Origin of the sequence: Bacteroides sp. HF-162 (assembly GCF_015679285.1) — a bacterium.
Taxonomy (GTDB): domain Bacteria; phylum Bacteroidota; class Bacteroidia; order Bacteroidales; family Bacteroidaceae; genus Bacteroides; species Bacteroides uniformis.
The window spans coordinates 2165390-2183852 of record NZ_CP064937.1; the positions used below are offsets into that span (position 1 = coordinate 2165390).

An 18463-nucleotide genomic window follows, 5' to 3' on the forward strand; every position below is an offset into this window, starting at 1 on the left:
GTGTCTCCGTGCCTCTGTGTTCTATTTAAGGAAGAGAGGGGTGTAATTTCTCTTGCAAGAACTGCCCTGTATAACTTGCCGCACACTTCGCCACTTCCTCCGGTGTACCGGTAGCTACGATGTTTCCTCCTTTGTCCCCTCCTTCGGGTCCCAGGTCTATCACATGGTCTGCACACTTCACCACATCCAGATTATGTTCGATGATGACAATGCTGTGCCCGCGGCGTATCAGGGCATCGAAGGCTTCGAGCAGTTTCTTGATGTCATGGAAGTGTAGTCCGGTAGTCGGTTCATCGAAGATGAACATGGTCGGGTCCGCTTTCTCCTGGCTGAGGTAGAAGGCGAGTTTCACGCGCTGGTTCTCTCCACCGGAGAGGGTGGAGGAGGCTTGCCCCAATTTGATATATCCCAAACCTACATCCTGCAAGGGTTGCAGCTTCTTCACAATCTTTTTCTGTCCGTGTTGCGTAAAGAATTCGATGGCTTGGTTTACGGTCATCTCCAATACGTCGTAGATATTCATGTCGTGGAACTTCACTTCCAACGTGTCTGCCTTGAAGCGTTTGCCGTGGCAGGATTCGCATTCCAGTACAAGGTCTGCCATGAATTGCATCTCCACAGTGATGGTGCCTTCACCCTTGCACTCCTCGCAACGGCCGCCTTCGCTGTTGAAGCTGAAGTATCCGGCACTGTATCCCATCTGCTTGGCAAGTGGCTGGTCTGCCCATAGTTTACGGATTTCGTCGTAGGCCTTGATGTAGGTCACGGGATTGCTTCTCGATGACTTCCCGATAGGATTCTGGTCTACAAACTCTACATTGCGCAGGTTCTGCAAATCTCCTCCGATGGAGGTGAACTCGCCCGGGCGTTCGCTGCATTCGTCCAACTCGCGTTTCAGGGCGCGGTAGAAGATGTCGCGCACCAGCGTACTCTTGCCCGAACCGCTGACACCGGTCACCACGGTCATTACATTCAGCGGGAAGCGTGCCTCCACACCTTTCAGGTTGTTTTCGCGGGCCCCCTTTATTTCTATATAGTTGTTCCACGGGCGACGGTGTTCCGGCAGTGGGATTGTCTCTTCCCCCAGCAGATAGCGCACGGTATAACTGTCACTGTTTTTCTGAAGGTCTTTCATGTCTCCCTGATAGACCACCTCTCCTCCCAAGCGGCCTGCCCGGGGACCGATGTCGATGATATAGTCGGCAGCACGGATAATCTCTTCATCGTGTTCCACTACCACTACCGTATTGCCCAACTGTTGCAGCTGGCGGAGCACGTGTATCAGTTTGTCCGTATCGCGGCTATGCAGGCCGATACTCGGTTCGTCAAGAATATACAGGCTGCCCACCAGACTACTTCCCAGCGAGGTGGCTAGGTTGATTCGCTGGCTTTCACCGCCGGAGAGCGAGTTGCTGAGGCGGTTCAGCGTGAGGTATCCCAAACCGACATCCAATAGGAACTGGATGCGGCTGTTGAGTTCTGTCAGGATGCGGCGGGCTATGTCGGCGTCATGTGGGTCTAGCTGCAGGTTGTCGAAGAAGAGCTTCAACTCAGTGATGGGCAAATCTACCAGTTCGGAGATGTTGCGTCCTCCCACGCGTACGTAGTTTGCTTCGGGTTTCAGGCGGGTGCCGTGACATTTGGGGCAGAGCGTCTTTCCGCGGTAGCGTGCCAGCATCACACGGTATTGTATCTTGTACTGGTTTTCCTGCACCATCTTGAAGAAGGCGTTGATGCCCTCAAAGTAGGGTGTCCCTTCCCACAGCATCCGGCGTTGCTCGTCGGTCAGTTCATAATAGGGAGTGAAGATGGGGAAGTCGGCTTTCTCGGCTCCGTGTATCACCATATCCCTCCATTCGCCCATCTTTTCGCCCCGCCAGCATACTACAGCGCCGTCATAGACGGACAAGGAGCGGTCGGGTATCACGAGATGCTCGTCGATGCCGATGACTTTCCCGAATCCCTCGCATACGGGGCATGCGCCGATGGGAGAGTTGAAGGAGAACATCTGGTCGTTCGGTTCTTCGAAGGTGATGCCGTCTGCTTCGAACTTGGTGCTGAAACGATAGAGGCAGGTACTCCCGTCAGGCTGGTAGAAACGCAGTAGGCAGGCACCGTCTCCTTCGTACATGGCTGTTTCGGCCGAGTCGGTGAGGCGGCTGACGGAATCCTTTTCTGAAGAGGCTGTCATACGGTCAATCAACAGAAAAACTGTGTCTCCGGCTTTCGGCTTGTATTCGTCGATGCGCATCATTTCACCATTCACTTCCAGACGGGTGAAACCTTGCTTCATGTCTATCTCCAGTTGTTGTTGCAGCGTGCGGTCTTCGCGCAGCAATATCGGGGCGAGTACGGTATATCTGGTTCCTTCCGGATATTCCAGCATGCACTTCACGATGTCTTCCGCCGAGTGCTTCTTCACTTCCAGTCCGCTGACCGGGCTGAAGGTTTTCCCTACGCGTGCGTAGAGCAACCGCAGATATTCGTATATTTCGGTGGAGGTGCCAACGGTGGACCGCGGATTGCGGCTGCTTACTTTCTGCTCAATGGCAATGGCAGGTGGAATCCCTTTGATGAAATCGCATTCAGGCTTGCTCATACGTCCCAGAAACTGGCGGGCATAACTGCTCAAGCTCTCCACGTAGCGGCGTTGCCCTTCGGCATATAATGTATCGAAAGCAAGTGAGGATTTTCCGGAACCGGACAGTCCGGTGATGACTACGAGTTTGTTACGGGGAATCTCTACGTCAATGTTCTTGAGGTTATTGACACGGGCCCCTTTTATGATAATCGATGTATTTTCTGCCATATCTGTAGGTTGGTTCGGTGGTTTACAGAATGCAAAGATAATGTTTGCTATCCGAATTGTAACAATCAGGCAAGGCAAAAGTGGATTTATTGGGGAGGAAAGATACCCTTGGTTAAGATTTGTTATACTTTCCGCTTTTTACCGGTATACTTAGGACAAAAGAATTAATTTCGCTTTTTTAATAAAAGCTATTGACCGGAATATGAGAATAAAATCCATTTTATGCCTATGTCTTTTGTCACTGATGGTGGCAGGAGGGGCATTTGCGCAAGTGCAGACCGGGTCTGCCTATCCTAAACGTGAATTTCGTGCAGCATGGATACAGTCAGTAAACGGACAGTTCCGTGGAATGCCGACCGAAAAGCTAAAGCAGAATCTGATCGGGCAGTTGAATTCCTTGCAGAAGGCAGGAATCAACGCCATAATTTTCCAGGTACGTCCCGAAGCGGATGCTCTGTATGCTTCCAGACTGGAACCGTGGAGTCGTTTCCTTACCGGAGTGCAGGGTAAAGCGCCCGAACCTTATTGGGACCCTATGCAGTTTATGATTGATGAATGCCATAAACGTGGCATGGAGTTTCATGCATGGATTAATCCGTATCGCACGAAGACGACCTTGAAGAGTGAGTTGGCTCCCAATCATGTGTACAATATCCATCCGGAATGGTTTGTCACTTATGGCGACCAGTTGTATTTTGACCCGGCACTGCCTGAGAGCCGCCGACACATCTGCATGGTGGTGAGCGACATTGTTTCCCGTTATGATGTGGATGCTATCCATATGGACGATTACTTTTATCCTTATCCCATTAAGGGAAAGGATTTCCCCGACGATGCAAGTTTTGCACGTTTTGGTGGAGGATTCAGCAATAAAGGAGACTGGCGCCGGAGCAACGTGAATGTGTTGATTAAAAAACTGCATGAAACTATCCGTGAAATCAAGCCGTGGGTGAAGTTCGGGATTTCTCCGTTTGGTATTTACCGGAACGAAAGCAGTGACCCGCTTGGCAGTAAGACCAAAGGCCTGCAAAACTACGATGACCTTTATGCGGATGTACTGCTATGGGCCCGTGAAGGTTGGATAGACTATAATATTCCGCAGATTTATTGGCATATAGGACATCCGGTTGCCGACTATGAGACACTGGTGAAGTGGTGGGCTAGGAATACGGAAAACCGTCCCTTGTTTATCGGTCAGTCCGTAATGAATACAGTGCAGAATGCTGACCCCAAGAACCCCTCAATAAATCAGCTTCCCCGCAAGATGGCCTTGCAGCGAGCTTATCAAACCATCGGTGGCAGTTGCCAGTGGCCCGCCAGTGCAGTGATTGAGAATGCGGGCAAGTATCGCGATGCTTTGATTGCCGAATATCATAAATATCCGGCATTGCCTCCCGTTTTCGATTTTATGGATAACGAAGCTCCAGGAAAGGTGCGTAAGATGAAACCGATATGGACGGAAGACGGATATATTCTTTTTTGGACAGCACCCAAGTATAAAGAGGAGATGAATCGTGCTGTCCAGTATGTAGTTTATCGTTTTGATGCCAAAGAGAAAGTGAATATAGACGATCCTTCCCATATTGTAGCCATCACGCGTGATAATTTCTATAAACTTCCTTATGAAGACGGAAAGACAAAGTACCGCTATGTGGTGACAGCCTTGGACCGTCTGCATAATGAATCGAAATCCGTTGGAAAGAAGATTAAACTTTAAAAAGAAAATTAAGGATTAGGGATTAACGTCTAATCCTTAATCCCTAATCCCTAATCCTTAATTTCCCTCCTTAATAAAGTATCAACCCTGCTATTCCACAGGCTACAATCATTCCTATCGGGTTCAGTTTATATTTTTTGGTGCCTACAAATGCCACGAGGAAAATGAGGCAGCTGATGACGAAGGAATATGTGTCTTCTTTGGGAGAACTGAAGTTTTCCGAATTCATCAATACCAGCGCGGCTGAGGCCAGCAGACCGACCACTGCCGGGCGGAGCCCGCTGAATACCGCTTCCACGGAAGGATGTTTCTGGTATTTCAGAAAGAATTTGCTGATGATCAGCATCAGTAGGAAAGAGGGGAGCACTACGGCAAAAGTGGCGGTAATAGATCCCCATACACTACCGGTGACAGTAAAACCTACATAGGTTGCCGAATTGATACCTATCGGACCGGGTGTCATTTGGCTGATTGCCACGATATCAGTAAACTCTTGAGGGGAAAGCCAGCCATGACGGGTGACTACTTCGCCTTGTATCATAGACAGCATGGCATATCCGCCGCCAAAGCCGAAAAGGCCGATTTTAAAGAATGTATAGAATAGCTGTAAGAAAATCATGGTTAGTGATTAATGATTAGTGTTATTGCACCTTTCATTTTTTAATTCTTTCATTTTTAATTCTTCGATGTTTCCGACGTCCGAAGGCATATCCCCCTGCACCTGCTGCAATGATAATCCAGATGGGGGAGAAGTCCAGCAGCCAGATGAGCAGTGCTGAAACCACCGGTATCCATATATTGTATCGGTTTATCCGGGCCGATTTGGCCATGCTGAATGTAGGGGCGGCAATCAATGCAACCACTGCCGGGCGGATGCCTTTGAATATACGTTCCACAATGGTGTTGTCCTTGAAGTTGTGAAAGAACAACGCTATGGCGAGGATGATGAGAAACGAAGGAAGTATGGTTCCCAATGCAGTGATTATGCTCCCTCGTATTCCCCGTAGCCGGTACCCTATAAAAATGGATATATTGACGGCAAGAATGCCCGGAGCGGACTGTGATATAGCAAGCAGGTCAATGAAATCTTCTTTGGCTATCCAGTTTCGTTTGGTTACGATTTCGTTTTCTATCAGTGGTACCATGGCATAACCGCCGCCGATGGTAAAGGCTCCTATCTTAAAGAATATGGAGAATGCTTCAAGATATATATTCATATTCAAAATGTTGTAATTTACTTTATTTCTTTATCATCTTTCCCTTCTTTCCCTCTCTTGGCATATTGGCTTGGGCTCATATCGAAATGTTTCTTGAATACTTCACGGAAATATTTCGCATCACTGAAACCGGTCAGCTCTGAAATCTCGGTGATGGTATGCTTTTGTTCTTTCAGAAGTTGGGCAGCATGTTTCAGTCGAATCAGCCGGATGTAGTCAGCCGGAGCTTGGTCGGTCAGTGCCTTTATTTTGTTGTAGAAGCTGGTTCTACTCATATTCAGCAGGTTGCAGAGCACGTCGACGTTGAAGCTTGGGTTGTCCATATTGTCTTCGACACTCTTTTTGACGGTTGCAATGAATTTCCAGTCCAAGTCGTTGGAGCAGTTGATGCAATCCGTATTGTTTTTCTCGTCGTTCAGGTCCAGGCTGGCATATTTGTGGCGCAACAGTGTCCGGTTAGTCAGTAAGTTGGCAATGTTTGCCCGCAATATACCGATATTGAAGGGTTTCACAATATATTCATCTGCTCCGCTTTGCAGTCCCTCGATGATATTCTTGTCGGTATTCAGTGCTGTGAGCAGGATGATGGGGATATGTGATGTCTCGATGTCGTTCTTCAGGATATGGCACAACTCGTCTCCTCTCATTTCCGGCATCATGATGTCTGAAATGACTAGGTTAGGCATATACTCCTTGACAATGATCAGTGCCTCTTTTCCATTGGAGCATACTTGTATGTTGTACTGTTCAGACAATGTTCTGCGCAGATATTCCCTTAATTCGTCATTGTCCTCTACAATAAGAATTTTCTGGTGGCTACTATTGTTTTGCGACTGTTGCTGCGTCTTGTCGTAGATGCCGCTGGAAGCAGGGGACGGTGTGGCGGAGGCATTGATGGGCACTCCGGAAGCCGAATAAACAATCCGTTCGTTTTGGGGTTGAGGGCGTTGGATTGCCTTGCGGAAATGCTTGTTCCCTTTGGGGAACGTGATTTTGATGCAAGAGCCTTTTCCTTCCATACTGCTGAAGTTGAGCTTTCCTTTATGTAAGCGTACAAGTTTCCCAACCAAGAGTAGTCCGATGCCGCTGCCGGTAACTTTGGAATTGATAGCATTGCTGCCGCGGAAATGCATCTTGAACAGCTTTTTTTGTTCCGAGGCCGGAATTCCGATACCGGTATCTTTCACCTCAATACTCCAGGTATCTTCCGTCTCGGAAGTAAAGACATGTACATTGCCGCCGTCCGGTGTATATTTCAATGCGTTGGATATGATATTCTTCAAAATGGAATCCATCTTGTCCTTGTCCAACCATACGTTCAGATAACGGAAACTGCTTTCGTAGGTCAGGTTGATGTGTTTTATGTTTGCGTATGGACGGAATGCATCGATTGTCTCCTCCATATATGTGCTCAGTTCGTATTCGGATACGTATAGACTTCCGGAATAGGTGTCTGCTCGTTCGAAATTAATAAGATTGGTGGTCAGGCGCAACAAGGCATTTACGTTTCGCAGAGCTGTGTTGATGTTGCTCTGTCCGCTGGAAGTCAGTTGTTCGCGTTCGGTGATTTCTTCCAAGGGTGCTTTGATGAGCGTCAGTGGAGTACGTATATCATGTGCCGTGTTGACGAAAAAGCGTATTTTCTCGTCGGATTCTTTCCGCTGTTTTCTCAAGGCTATGATTCGCAGGGCGATGCTTGCAATGGATATGATAATCACTGCATAGAGTATTAATGCCCAAAAACTGAGCCAGATGGGTTGTTCGATAATGATGTTCATACTACGTTCCTCCAGGACAATACGGCGGTCTTCGTTGGAGATGGCACGTACGCGGAGGGTATAGTTACCCGGACTCAGATTGGTAAAACGAATGACATTTTCCTGTCCCGGGCGGCTCCAGCCCTCATAGAATCCTTCCAGCTTCCAAGAGTACAGAATCAGGGAAGGGTAGTCATAGTTTATATCGGAAACTTGCAATGAGAAGATGTTCTGGTTGTACTTCAAACGCAAGGTTTCTGTCTCGTCTATATCCTGAATAAGTGGGGAACCTTCATCTTTGGGATAAACGGTCTGATAGAAAACCCGCAGGTCGCTGAATACCATTTTGAATTTATAGTCACGTGGCAGGACCATGTCCTTATCGAACTCTATGGCTCCGTCCGTACTGCCGAAAATGAAATTGCCGTTTCCTCTTAAGGTGCCTGAAGCTGCATTGAAATGATCTGACTTCAGTCCTTGTTCTTTGGTCCAGTTATGGAATGTCTCTTCGGCAGGATAGAAGGTGGACAGACCGTGTTCTGTACTCAGAAAGATATTTCCTTTTCCATCAGACAATAGTGTATAGATATTATTGGAAATCAAGGCACAGTTGTCTCTATGATAGTGTCTGAATGTATTTTTGGCCGTATCATATACCAGTAAACCGGCATTGTTGGTACCGATGTACAACATTCCGTCAGAGGTCTGGCATAGAGAGTAGATATAGTATGATTCTACTGGCATTCGGATATAGGTGTACTTGCCGGTTGCTTTTTCTAATAAGTATAGGCCGGTTGCAGTGCCTATCCACATATGTGTGGAGTCTTTTTCTATAATGGCGGTAATGCCGTTCAGACCGGGGAAATGCCGTATGCTTTTGCTGGAATAGTCTATTTCCTTCAAGTTATAATACCCTCCGGACCAGATGTTTCCTGAAGAGTCTTTCATGATAGAACGGATATACTTGTCCGGCCGGATATTGAGGTTGCTGAATAAGGATGGAGTGAAGAAATCTACGGACTGTTGCTTCTTGTTTATCTGATAGATGCCTGAACTGTAACCTCCGGCCCAGATGATACCAGGCTCAACCTCGCATAGTGAGATAAAGGTGTGGTTTTTACTGTGGCTTGCAGGATCGAAGGTACTGAGAAAAGAATGCCATTGGTTTGTTTTACTATTATAAAGGCTGATGCCGTTGTTGGTGGCAAACCATAAATCTCCGTCATGATCTTCGATGATGGCATTTACTTGGTCATTGATGAGTGACTGTTTATTACCGATAGAGTGTTTTATCCATTGGTAATCGGCATATCGGTTGTCGCGTACGGTGATACCGATGGGATAATTGGCTATCCAGATGCGTTGTTCGCTGTCAATGTAGATGTCGTTGATGGTATTCCCGTTCATAGAGTTGTGCCGGTTGTAGTCGGCAACAATGTATGGTACGGACTCATAAGTAGCAGCGTTCATTTTGTAGATGCCGGCTCCGTCTGTTGCAATGAGAATTTCATTGTCAGTGTAGGCACGGATGCAGTTGATGCTGACATCCATCAGGCCGGACGGTATATGCATGACTTTATGTTTGTTCAAGTCATAGACAAATATTCCTCGTTGAAAAGTACCGATAAAAACCTTACGGGACGGTTTGTGATAGTATAATTCGTTGATTTGTACCTTTAAGGTATCCAATTGGTCGCAGGGACTCAAGGTGAGTACATTGTTTTCCAATTCGGCATAATGTATGCCGATGTCGGTTCCGATAAAGAAATGAGTTGAGTCAATCTGTACGATGTTCGTGATTCGTTCTTTTATTTCATTTTGAATGAAGGTCACTTTTTGAGTATTACTGTCGTACAGATATAGGGCATCTTCATTGCAAAGCCATATTACGCTGTTGGCATCCACAAAACCATAGCTGATGGGAGTAGGACGTCCTTTTACTTCATTTTCGGGTAGCTTGTATACTAAGACAAAACGGTCGTGTCTTGTGTCGTAGCGGAACACACGTCCTTTTTTGCCTATTTCCCATATGGTTCCTTTAGGATCCACATAGAGCCAGTTCAGATTCATCATGGAATTTACTTCTTCATCTCCGTCCATCAGTTTGTAAGACTTGAAATCTTTTCCGCTATATCGGTCGATGCCGTCGTGGGTGAGAAACCACATGTAACCTTTGGGGCCCTTTTGAATGGCATATACCCGTCTGTTGCTCAAACCGTCTTCCACATCGATGTACTTGTATGTTTGCGCAATGCCTATAATTGGCAATAATAGTAGTATGTAGAAAAAGAAGTACTTTTTCATAATTGTCGAACGGTTTTTGAATGTTGTACTGAGGGAGAGTTGAAAATAAACACAAAAGTAGTGCTTTTGTTCGAGAAAAGCAAAAGGAAGGCAAAGAATGGAAAAAATGAACAAGCGCGGATTTATTTGTCAACCCGCGCTTGTCACATTTCTATTAAGAAGGAAGTTCTGTTTATTTTTTATTGGCTTCCACCCACTTGCGTGCATTGACAAACGCTTCTATCCAAGGAGTGATTTGGTCGCTGTTTACGCGGTCTGCGGGGTAGCAACCATTTTGCCAGGGGAAGATAGCACGTTCCAAGTGGGGCATCATGGCCAGATGACGTCCGTCAGCACTTGCCAATCCGGCTATGGAATAATCCGAACCGTTGGGGTTGGCAGGGTATTCGTCGTATGAGTATTTCAGCACAACGTTGTATTTGTCCTCATCGTACGGCAAAGAGAATTTGCCTTCGCCGTGGGCCACCCAGATACCCAGTTTACTGCCGCTCAAAGACCCGAGCATTACACTGCGGTTAGTGGGAACGGTAACACCGAGGTATCTGGATTCGAATTTGTGGGAATCGTTGTGCAACATCTTGCCTTTCTTTTCAAGCTCGGGATTGATAAGGTTGAGTTCCATCATAAGCTGGCAACCGTTGCAGACGCCTAGCGAAAGCGTATCCTTGCGTGCATAGTACTTATCGAGCGCTTCTTTGGCTTTCGGATTGAAAAGGAAGGCACCGGCCCAACCCTTAGCAGAACCAAGCACGTCGGAATTGGAGAAACCACCGCAGTAAACAATCATGTTTACATCTTCCAGCGTCTCGCGGCCGCTGATAAGGTCGGTCATTGTAACATCTTTCACATCGAAGCCTGCCAAATAGAGCGAGTAGGCCATTTCGCGTTCGCCGTTAGTCCCTTTTTCACGGATGATTGCAGCGCGTATACCGGAAGGTGTGCGGCGGTCCGGGGTAATGCCGTATTGTGAGAACTTGCCTTTGAAGTCCGGCATGAAGGCGAATTCCACCGGTTGCATCTTGTAGTTCTCGAAACGCTTCTTGGCACAGCCGTTCATGGACTGTTTACGATCAAGGAGATAAGAAGTGGAGTACCATACATCACGCATATAGTCGATGCCGAACTGATAAGTAGCATCGCCTTTTGATACAAGAATATGGCGTTCGTCTGTCGGTTTACCGAGTTTCACATAACCTACGCCTGCATCTTCCAGGATTTGCTTTACTGTTTCCTTATGCTTGTCACTCACCTGAATAACGATACCCGGATTCTCTGCAAACAGAATCTTGATAAGGTCTTGCTCCTTGATTTTATCCAGGTTGATTTCCATACCGCCCTCCACATTGGCAAAGCACATTTCAAGCAGTGTAGTGATAAGGCCACCGGCAGAAATATCATGTCCGGCAAGAATCAGTCCCTTGTTGACCAGCTCCTGCACGGCAAGGAAAGCATCGCGGAAGTATTCGGCATCCTGCACGCTGGGAACTTCGTCACCCACTTTGCCCAGGGTTTGGGCGAAGGCGGAACCACCGAGTTTCAGGTTGTCGAAACTGAAGTCTATATGATAAATGGTAGTTTTTTCATTGTTGACCAGCACTGGAGAAACGACCTTCTTGACATCGGAAACTTCTCCACCGGCAGAAACAATTACCGTGCCCGGAGAAATGACTTTGCTGCCGTCGGGGTATTTCTGTGTCATGGAAAGAGAGTCTTTACCAGTCGGTACATTGATTTGCAGGGAACAGCAGAAGTCGCTCAATGCCTTTACTGCCGTGTACAGACGGGCATCTTCACCTTCTTGCGAACGACAAGGCCACATCCAGTTGGCAGAAAGGGAAACGCTGTCCAGACCTTCGGCAAGCGGTGCCCAAACCAAGTTGGTCAAGGCTTCGCTGACGGAAAGAACGGAGCCGGCTGCCGGGTCGGCAAGTGCCGCCTGGGGAGCATGGCCCAGAGAGGTTGCGATACCCTTTTCGCCGCGATAGTCCAAAGCTACCACACCACAATCGCTCAGAGGCAACTGCAATTCACCCTGGCACTGCTGGCGAGCAATCTTGCCTGTTACAGAACGGTCTACCTTGTTTGTCAACCAGTCTTTACAAGCCACAGCTTCCAGTTGGAGCACATTGGTGAGGTATTCATGTAGTTGGGAAAGTTCGTATTGGGGCATTTTGTAATGACGTTCCACGGTCTTGTCCACCATATAGGTCTTGGGGGAAGAGCCGAACATCTGTTCTACGGCGAGGTCGAACGGACGTACACCGTCAGCTTGCTGGAAGGCAAAGCGATGGTCACCGGTGGTTTCACCTACTACGTACATCGGAGCGCGTTCGCGTTCGGCTACCTTGCGTACATGTTCGATGGCCTCTTCCTGAATCAGCAAGCCCATGCGTTCCTGGCTTTCGTTGGCTATGATTTCCTTGGCAGACAGCGTGGTGTCACCGATGGGTAACTTGCTCATGTCAATCAGGCCGCCGCATTCCTCTACCAATTCAGACAGACAGTTAACATGTCCGGCAGAGCCGTGGTCGTGGATGGAGACAACCGGATTGGTCTCTTCCTCACAAAGTGCGCGTACCACGTTGTAGGCACGTTTTTGCATTTCGGCGTTGGCGCGTTGCACGGCATTCAGCTCGATGCCACTGCTGTAGCGTCCGGTATCTACGGAAGATACGGAGCCGCCGCCCAGACCGATGCGGTAATTGTCTCCACCGATAACAACCACTTTGTTTCCGGCTTCCGGTGTACCTTTCAAACAGTCGCGTTGGGTACCGTAGCCTACGCCTCCAGCAAGCATAATCACTTTGTCGTAACCATAGACTTCATCATTTTCCTTATGTTCGAAAGTGAGCACGGAACCGCAGATTAGCGGTTGACCGAATTTGTTTCCGAAATCACTGGCACCATTGGAGGCCTTGATCAGTATTTGTTCGGGAGTCTGATACAGCCATTTGCGTACCGGCAGAATCTCTTCCCAAGGACGTCCTTCTTCCGTACGGGGGTAGGAGGTCATATAGACGGCTGTTCCGGCAATCGGCCAAGAGCCCTTACCGCCGCCCATACGGTCGCGGATTTCACCGCCCGTACCGGTAGATGCACCGTTGAACGGTTCTACGGTAGTGGGAAAGTTATGTGTTTCCGCTTTCAGGGAGATGACACTCTTGATGTCTTTTACTTGGAAATAGTCGGGCTTGGAGTGGTCTGCCGGAGCAAACTGTTCGATAACCGGACCTTCGGCAAAGGCCACATTGTCTTTGTAGGCAGAGATAATCTTATTGGGATTCTCTTGTGTGGTCTTCTTTATCATTTGGAAGAGTGAAGATTCCTGTTCTACTCCATCGATGATGAATGTCCCGCCGAAGATTTTGTGACGGCAGTGCTCGGAGTTGATTTGCGCAAAACCGAATACTTCGGAGTCCGTCAGAGGGCGCCCAAGATCTTTTTCTACCTTCTTGAGGTAGTCCATTTCCTCTTTGGAAAGTGCCAGCCCTTCCTTCTCATTGTATTCCTCCAGGTCTTCGATGTGTACAATCGGTTCCGGTTGCCGGTTGGTTGTAAATACATTCTGGTCCAGCCCCTTGTACATACGTTGCAGCATCGGGTCATGGTCTGCATTCTCATCTTTTACGGGGAAATACTCCTCGATGCGGATAATGCCGTCCAGTCCCATGTTCTGGGTGATTTCTACGGCGTTTGTACTCCACGGAGTAATCATCTCGCGGCGCGGGCCGACGAAATGTCCTTTCAGGTTGTCTTCACTTTCGGGGGTGGCTTCTCCAAAAAGCCAGCAGAGTTTGTCGCTGTCTGCCTGGGGGAGTTCATGATTACATTCTACGGCAATCACACTCTTGGATGGTGTTCTGAAAAAAAGAATCATAGTTATATTTACGATTTTACGATTTACGATTTTACGATTGAAGTTACTTCTTTGAATATCTTCATCTTTTCTTCTTGGGGACAAAGATACAAAAAATCGGTGGGGAGGAGAAAAAAAGGAAAACAAAAAACGCATGCAATTTTACTTGTATGCGTTTTTTATTCTGTTTTATAAAGCCGGATGTATATTATTGTATGACGATTTCATCCGTAAATAAGAATTGTTTCTTCCTTTGTATGGCGTGGAAGCGTACATACCGTGCTTCAGTAGGGGTGCCGGTCCATCCGAAATCTCTGAAAATCACGTCTTTTCCGGCATCCTCCTCGCTGCAAGTATCACTGCCCAGCAGGGAGAATTCTTTGCCGTCCACTGATGCCCACACTTCTACTTTGGCTGGAAGAAAAACCTGCGGGGTACGGATTTGCATGAAGTTGGCCATGACCCGGTGTATAGCGGTCACTTCGCCCAAGTCGATGGTGGCATCCAAATCATTGGGGCAGAATCCCTGCCAACGCCCGTCCATGTAGCTTTTACCGCCGCGAAGTCCGTCGAGGAGACCGGTGTCACCGCCGCCTTTGTATACTTCTTTATGCTGATAGTATCCGCCGCCCGGTGCATAGGTTATCTTTTTGCCTATGCCTTTGTGATAGTCGGTGCGCAGGTGAAGGCTTTTTCCGATAGGCTTTTCTCCATCGAAAAGACGTGCGGTCAGCAATATGGAGTCTTTTACGGCAAACGGTTTCTTGTATAACTTGGAAGACGCAGTCGGTTCGGAACCGTCCGTTGTGTAGCGGATGTCAATCGGATGTTTTTCGGAGGTGAGGGACAGCATGATTCTTTTCTTGGCATAGTCAACGGTCTGGCTGGTCTGCACTAGTTCCGACAAGGTGAACGGGTTGTAGCCTATTGCTTTGATATGGCGTATTTCGTTGTTGATACGTCTCTTGAAACTTTCTGAATGCTTGTTCTTCATGGGAGTCCATCCTACTTCTGCCAGAGCGATGATGCGCGGGTATATCATATATTCGGCATGTTCGTAAGTGGGTAGATATTCGGCCCATACATTGCCTTGCACGCCTAATATGTATTTGCAGATATCACTTTCCAATGAGTCGGGAGCCGGGTCGTAGGAGTAGGTCTGTCCGATGGGGACGCAGGCGCCGAACGCCAGCGGCTGTGTCTCGGGGTCATCCTGGTAGTGGTCCAGATAACAGTGGCTCTCCGGTGTCATGATGGCGTAATGCCCCATGCGGGCGGCGGCAATGCCACCTTCCGTACCCCGCCACGACATGACGGTTGCGTTGGGGGCCAGGCCTCCGTCCAGTATCTCATCCCAGCCGATGATTTCACGCCCTTTGTCGTTGAGGTACTTCTCTATGCGGGCTATCATATAGCTTTGCAGCTCACTTTCATCTTTGAGCCCTTCTTCCTTCATGCGCTTCTGGCATTTGGGACATGCTTTCCAGTGGCGTCTGCTGGCTTCATCGCCTCCAATATGGATATAACGGGAAGGGAACAGCCGTATCACTTCATCCAGCACATCTTCGAAGAACTTGAAGGTCTCTTCGTTGCCGATACAGACTTCACCGGATGTATAAGGCTCGCCGGTACAGGACAGCTGTGGATAGGCTGCCAGTACTTCTCCTGAGTGTCCCGGCATTTCTATTTCGGGGATGACAGTAACATGCCTCAAGCGGGCGTATTCTAAAACTTCGCGTACATCTGCTTCTGTATAGTAGCCTCCATAGGCTCCTTCTTCATCCTTTTCGCAGAAGCGGTGGTTATATTTCCCCCAATCCTGCAGATTGGCGGCTTTTCTCCAGGCTGCGAATTCTGTCAGGCGGGGATAGCCCGGAATCTCCAGCCGCCATCCGGCACCGTCGGTCAGATGCCAATGCAGGCGGTTAATTTTGTAGGTGGCTACCAGGTCTATTTGTTTCTTGACATAGTCCGTGTTAAAGAAGTGCCTTGAAACATCCAGGTGCAGCCCACGGTAGGGGAATCTGGGTTCGTCCTTGATGGTCGTGACTGGCAGTTCCTTCCCGTTACGGGCAAGTTGTGCCAGGGTTTGCAGTCCATAGAAGGCACCTGCTGCGGAGGAGGCCTGAATATTTACACCTTGTTTGCTGACTGTCAGGTTGTAGCCTTCGGCGGCGATTGGATTGTCCGTCTCGTCCGTTATTTCTATCGTTACAAAAGGATTCTTGTCGACAAGCTTCATGGGGATGGCAAAGTCCGGCAGATAGGCCAGCAGGTCATTCATGTCGGATTTCGCCAAATTGGTCGAGAAGGTTACCGTAGATGGCAGTTCGACTGTTTTTGACGTAGTTTGGGCATACTGCGGATATGGAATCACACCGAGTTCCTTGGGAGCTTCGCATGCCGTCAGTAGTAAGACGGTCATGGAAACGAGTGCTAGAGTTTTTTTTATTCGTTTCATTAGGGGGTATTGTTAAGTTCGGAGGTAAATATACGGAATAATATGTAAAATGGATAATCTTTACTTCTTAAAATCCTTTTCCGTCGAAAAAACGTTAACACTATTCGTTCGTCTCATAAAAAAGTCCGATATTTGCAGCCATGATTCAGATAGAGACCATATTTGACATATTGTGGAAGGGGTTCATTATCGGCGTCATTGTGTCCGCGCCATTGGGTCCTGTAGGAGTATTGTGTATTCAGCGTACTTTGAATAAAGGACGGTGGTATGGTTTCGTAACGGGGATAGGAGCTTCGCTGAGCGATATTGCATATGCCTTGCTGACGGGCTACGGGATGAGTTTCGTTTTTGATTATGTCAACAAGAACATCTTTTACCTGCAGCTTTTCGGAAGCATTCTTCTGTTGGCATTTGGCATTTATACGTTCCGCAGCAATCCGGTACAGTCCATCCGGCCGGTATCCACCAATAAGGGTTCCTATTTCCATAACTTCATAACGGCGTTTGCCGTCACACTTTCCAATCCACTGATTATTTTCCTTTTTGTAGGCCTTTTCGCCCGCTTTGCTTTTGTAAGTGAGGGCGTGCTGGTGTTTGAGGCTGTCACCGGATACCTGGCCATCGCATTGGGTGCTTTGGCTTGGTGGTTTGGCATAACCTTTTTTGTCAATAAGGTCCGTACACAATTCAACCTGCGAGGTATCTGGATACTGAACCGTATTATCGGGAGCATTGTCATTGTGGTGTCTGTGATGGGACTGGTGTTTACGCTGATGGGTGAATCGCTGTATTAATGGATAATCGATAGTGGATAAATTGATAATGAAGTCATAAATCTAAGGTTATAAATCATACATTTTATCGTGAAGATTGCGCAACAACTGAAAGAGAAGAATATAGCCGAATACCTTATATATATGTGGCAGGTGGAGGACTTGCTCCGTGCCAACGGCTGTGACATAGACCGGATACGCCAGAACATCATCTTGCGCTATCCGGAGGAGGAACGGCCTGCGCTGGAAGAATGGTATGGAAACCTGGCAGATATGATGCGTGCGGAAGGCGTAACGGAAAAAGGGCATCTGCAAATCAACCGTAATGTCATTCTGAATCTGACGGAACTGCATGGCGAATTGCTGGCTTCTACGAAATATCCGTTCTATAATGCGGCTTATTTCAAGGCACTGCCTTTTATCGTGGAACTGCGTCAGAAGAACGGCCGGAAAGAGGAGTCTGAGGTAGACACTTGTTTCGAGGCGCTTTATGGAGTGTTGCTGTTACGCTTGCAGAAGAAGGAAATCAGTCAGGGCACGGCAAAGGCTATGGAGGCCATCAGTGGTTTCATCTCGTTGCTTGCCAACTATTATGACAAGGAGAAGCGGGGAGAACTGGAGTTGATGGATAATTGATAGTGGATGATTGATAATTATGAAGGAAAATATTGTTCATCGTAACATTCTATATATAAGTGTAACTTTATTAAATGAATATTCTGATAACCGGTGCCAACGGTCAACTTGGCAATGAAATGCGAGTGTTGTCGAAAGAAAACGGACAACATGCTTATTTTTTCACTGATGTGCAGGAATTGGACATTTGCGACGAACAAGCTGTGCACAGGTTTGTGAAGGGTAACCGGATAGATGTGATTGTGAATTGCGCTGCTTATACGGCGGTGGACAAGGCGGAGGACAATCAGGAACTTTGCGACAAGCTGAACCATGTCGCTCCTGGCTATCTGGCTGCCGCTGCCGAAGCTTGCGGTGCTGCCTTGATACAAGTGTCCACCGATTATGTTTTCGACGGAACCGGACACACTCCTTATACGGAAGAGGCGTCCACTTGCCCCAATTCGGTATATGGCTCTACTAAACTGGCAGGTGAGCAGGCGGTGATGAAGCATTGCAGCCGTGCCATGATTATCCGTACAGCATGGCTCTATTCCATTTACGGGAATAATTTTGTGAAGACGATGCTTCGTCTGGGGCGTGAGCGAGAGACGCTGGGGGTTGTCTTCGACCAGATAGGTACGCCGACATATGCCAATGATTTGGCACGTGTCATTTTTGCGGCTGTCAACCGGGGGATTGTTCCCGGTATCTATCATTTCAGCAACGAGGGTGTGTGCTCGTGGTATGATTTCACTTTGGCTATCCATCGCCTGGCCGGCATAAAGACCTGCAAAGTAAATCCACTACATACGGACGAATTCCCTGCCAAGGCGCCGCGTCCGCATTATTCCGTACTGGACAAGACAAAGATAAAGAAGACATTCGGCATCGATATACCCCATTGGGAGGAGAGCCTTGCCGTTTGCATGAAGAATTTGGAAGAGTGATTAT

At 47.9% G+C, this 18463-nt stretch carries 10 protein-coding genes; 4 read left to right on the forward strand and 6 right to left on the reverse strand.

What is annotated here, in order from left to right; all coding sequences use genetic code 11:
• Positions 1-25: 25 nt before the first annotated feature.
• Positions 26-2809, reverse strand: a complete 2784-nt coding sequence (uvrA, locus tag ITJ87_RS08715; protein ID WP_117965102.1) for an excinuclease ABC subunit UvrA — start codon at positions 2807-2809, stop codon at positions 26-28.
• Positions 2810-3011: 202 nt separating this feature from the next.
• Between uvrA and ITJ87_RS08720 the strand changes: the two genes are divergently transcribed.
• Positions 3012-4526: a glycoside hydrolase family 10 protein gene (locus ITJ87_RS08720; RefSeq protein WP_117965100.1), complete on the forward strand. Its 1515-nt coding sequence runs from the start codon at positions 3012-3014 to the stop codon at positions 4524-4526.
• A 70-nt stretch (positions 4527-4596) separates the two neighbouring features.
• Here ITJ87_RS08720 and ITJ87_RS08725 read toward each other — a convergent pair whose 3' ends face one another.
• From ITJ87_RS08725 to ITJ87_RS08745, 5 genes are all read right to left on the reverse strand, one after another.
• Entirely contained in the window at positions 4597-5145 is a 549-nt protein-coding gene (locus tag ITJ87_RS08725) for a chromate transporter (RefSeq protein ID WP_117965098.1), read from the reverse strand.
• Between the two features lie 34 nt (positions 5146-5179).
• Positions 5180-5743, reverse strand: coding sequence for a chromate transporter (locus ITJ87_RS08730; protein ID WP_117965096.1), 564 nt, complete (start codon positions 5741-5743; stop codon positions 5180-5182).
• Positions 5744-5760: 17 nt separating this feature from the next.
• Positions 5761-9804, reverse strand: a complete 4044-nt coding sequence (locus ITJ87_RS08735; protein WP_117965094.1) for a two-component regulator propeller domain-containing protein — start codon at positions 9802-9804, stop codon at positions 5761-5763.
• Positions 9805-9976: 172 nt separating this feature from the next.
• On the reverse strand, positions 9977-13681 hold the full coding sequence (gene purL / locus ITJ87_RS08740) for a phosphoribosylformylglycinamidine synthase (RefSeq protein WP_035449569.1): 3705 nt from the start codon (positions 13679-13681) through the stop codon (positions 9977-9979).
• 187 nt (positions 13682-13868) lie between these two features.
• Positions 13869-16121, reverse strand: a complete 2253-nt coding sequence (locus ITJ87_RS08745) for a family 20 glycosylhydrolase (protein WP_117965092.1) — start codon at positions 16119-16121, stop codon at positions 13869-13871.
• A 140-nt stretch (positions 16122-16261) separates the two neighbouring features.
• On the opposite strand from ITJ87_RS08745, the gene ITJ87_RS08750 reads away from it, so the two are divergent.
• The 3 genes from ITJ87_RS08750 to rfbD all read left to right on the forward strand — a co-directional run bounded on the left by ITJ87_RS08750 (position 16262) and on the right by rfbD (position 18459).
• Positions 16262-16915, forward strand: coding sequence for a LysE family translocator (locus ITJ87_RS08750; protein WP_035449560.1), 654 nt, complete (start codon positions 16262-16264; stop codon positions 16913-16915).
• A gap of 69 nt (positions 16916-16984) precedes the next feature.
• Positions 16985-17530, forward strand: coding sequence for a DUF4924 family protein (locus ITJ87_RS08755; RefSeq protein WP_035449558.1), 546 nt, complete (start codon positions 16985-16987; stop codon positions 17528-17530).
• Positions 17531-17604: 74 nt separating this feature from the next.
• Positions 17605-18459: a dTDP-4-dehydrorhamnose reductase gene (rfbD, locus tag ITJ87_RS08760; RefSeq protein ID WP_035449557.1), complete on the forward strand. Its 855-nt coding sequence runs from the start codon at positions 17605-17607 to the stop codon at positions 18457-18459.
• Positions 18460-18463 lie beyond the last annotated feature (4 nt).

Bases quoted from the DNA above. Each gene is read 5' to 3' on its own strand.
- uvrA (WP_117965102.1), bottom strand. From the start codon at position 2,809: ATGGCAGAAAATACATCGATTATCATAAAAGGGGCCCGTGTCAATAAC.
- ITJ87_RS08720 (WP_117965100.1), top strand. From the start codon at position 3,012: ATGAGAATAAAATCCATTTTATGCCTATGTCTTTTGTCACTGATGGTG.
- ITJ87_RS08725 (WP_117965098.1), bottom strand. From the start codon at position 5,145: ATGATTTTCTTACAGCTATTCTATACATTCTTTAAAATCGGCCTTTTC.
- ITJ87_RS08730 (WP_117965096.1), bottom strand. From the start codon at position 5,743: ATGAATATATATCTTGAAGCATTCTCCATATTCTTTAAGATAGGAGCC.
- ITJ87_RS08735 (WP_117965094.1), bottom strand. From the start codon at position 9,804: ATGAAAAAGTACTTCTTTTTCTACATACTACTATTATTGCCAATTATA.
- purL (WP_035449569.1), bottom strand. From the start codon at position 13,681: ATGATTCTTTTTTTCAGAACACCATCCAAGAGTGTGATTGCCGTAGAA.
- ITJ87_RS08745 (WP_117965092.1), bottom strand. From the start codon at position 16,121: ATGAAACGAATAAAAAAAACTCTAGCACTCGTTTCCATGACCGTCTTA.
- ITJ87_RS08750 (WP_035449560.1), top strand. From the start codon at position 16,262: ATGATTCAGATAGAGACCATATTTGACATATTGTGGAAGGGGTTCATT.
- rfbD (WP_035449557.1), top strand. From the start codon at position 17,605: ATGAATATTCTGATAACCGGTGCCAACGGTCAACTTGGCAATGAAATG.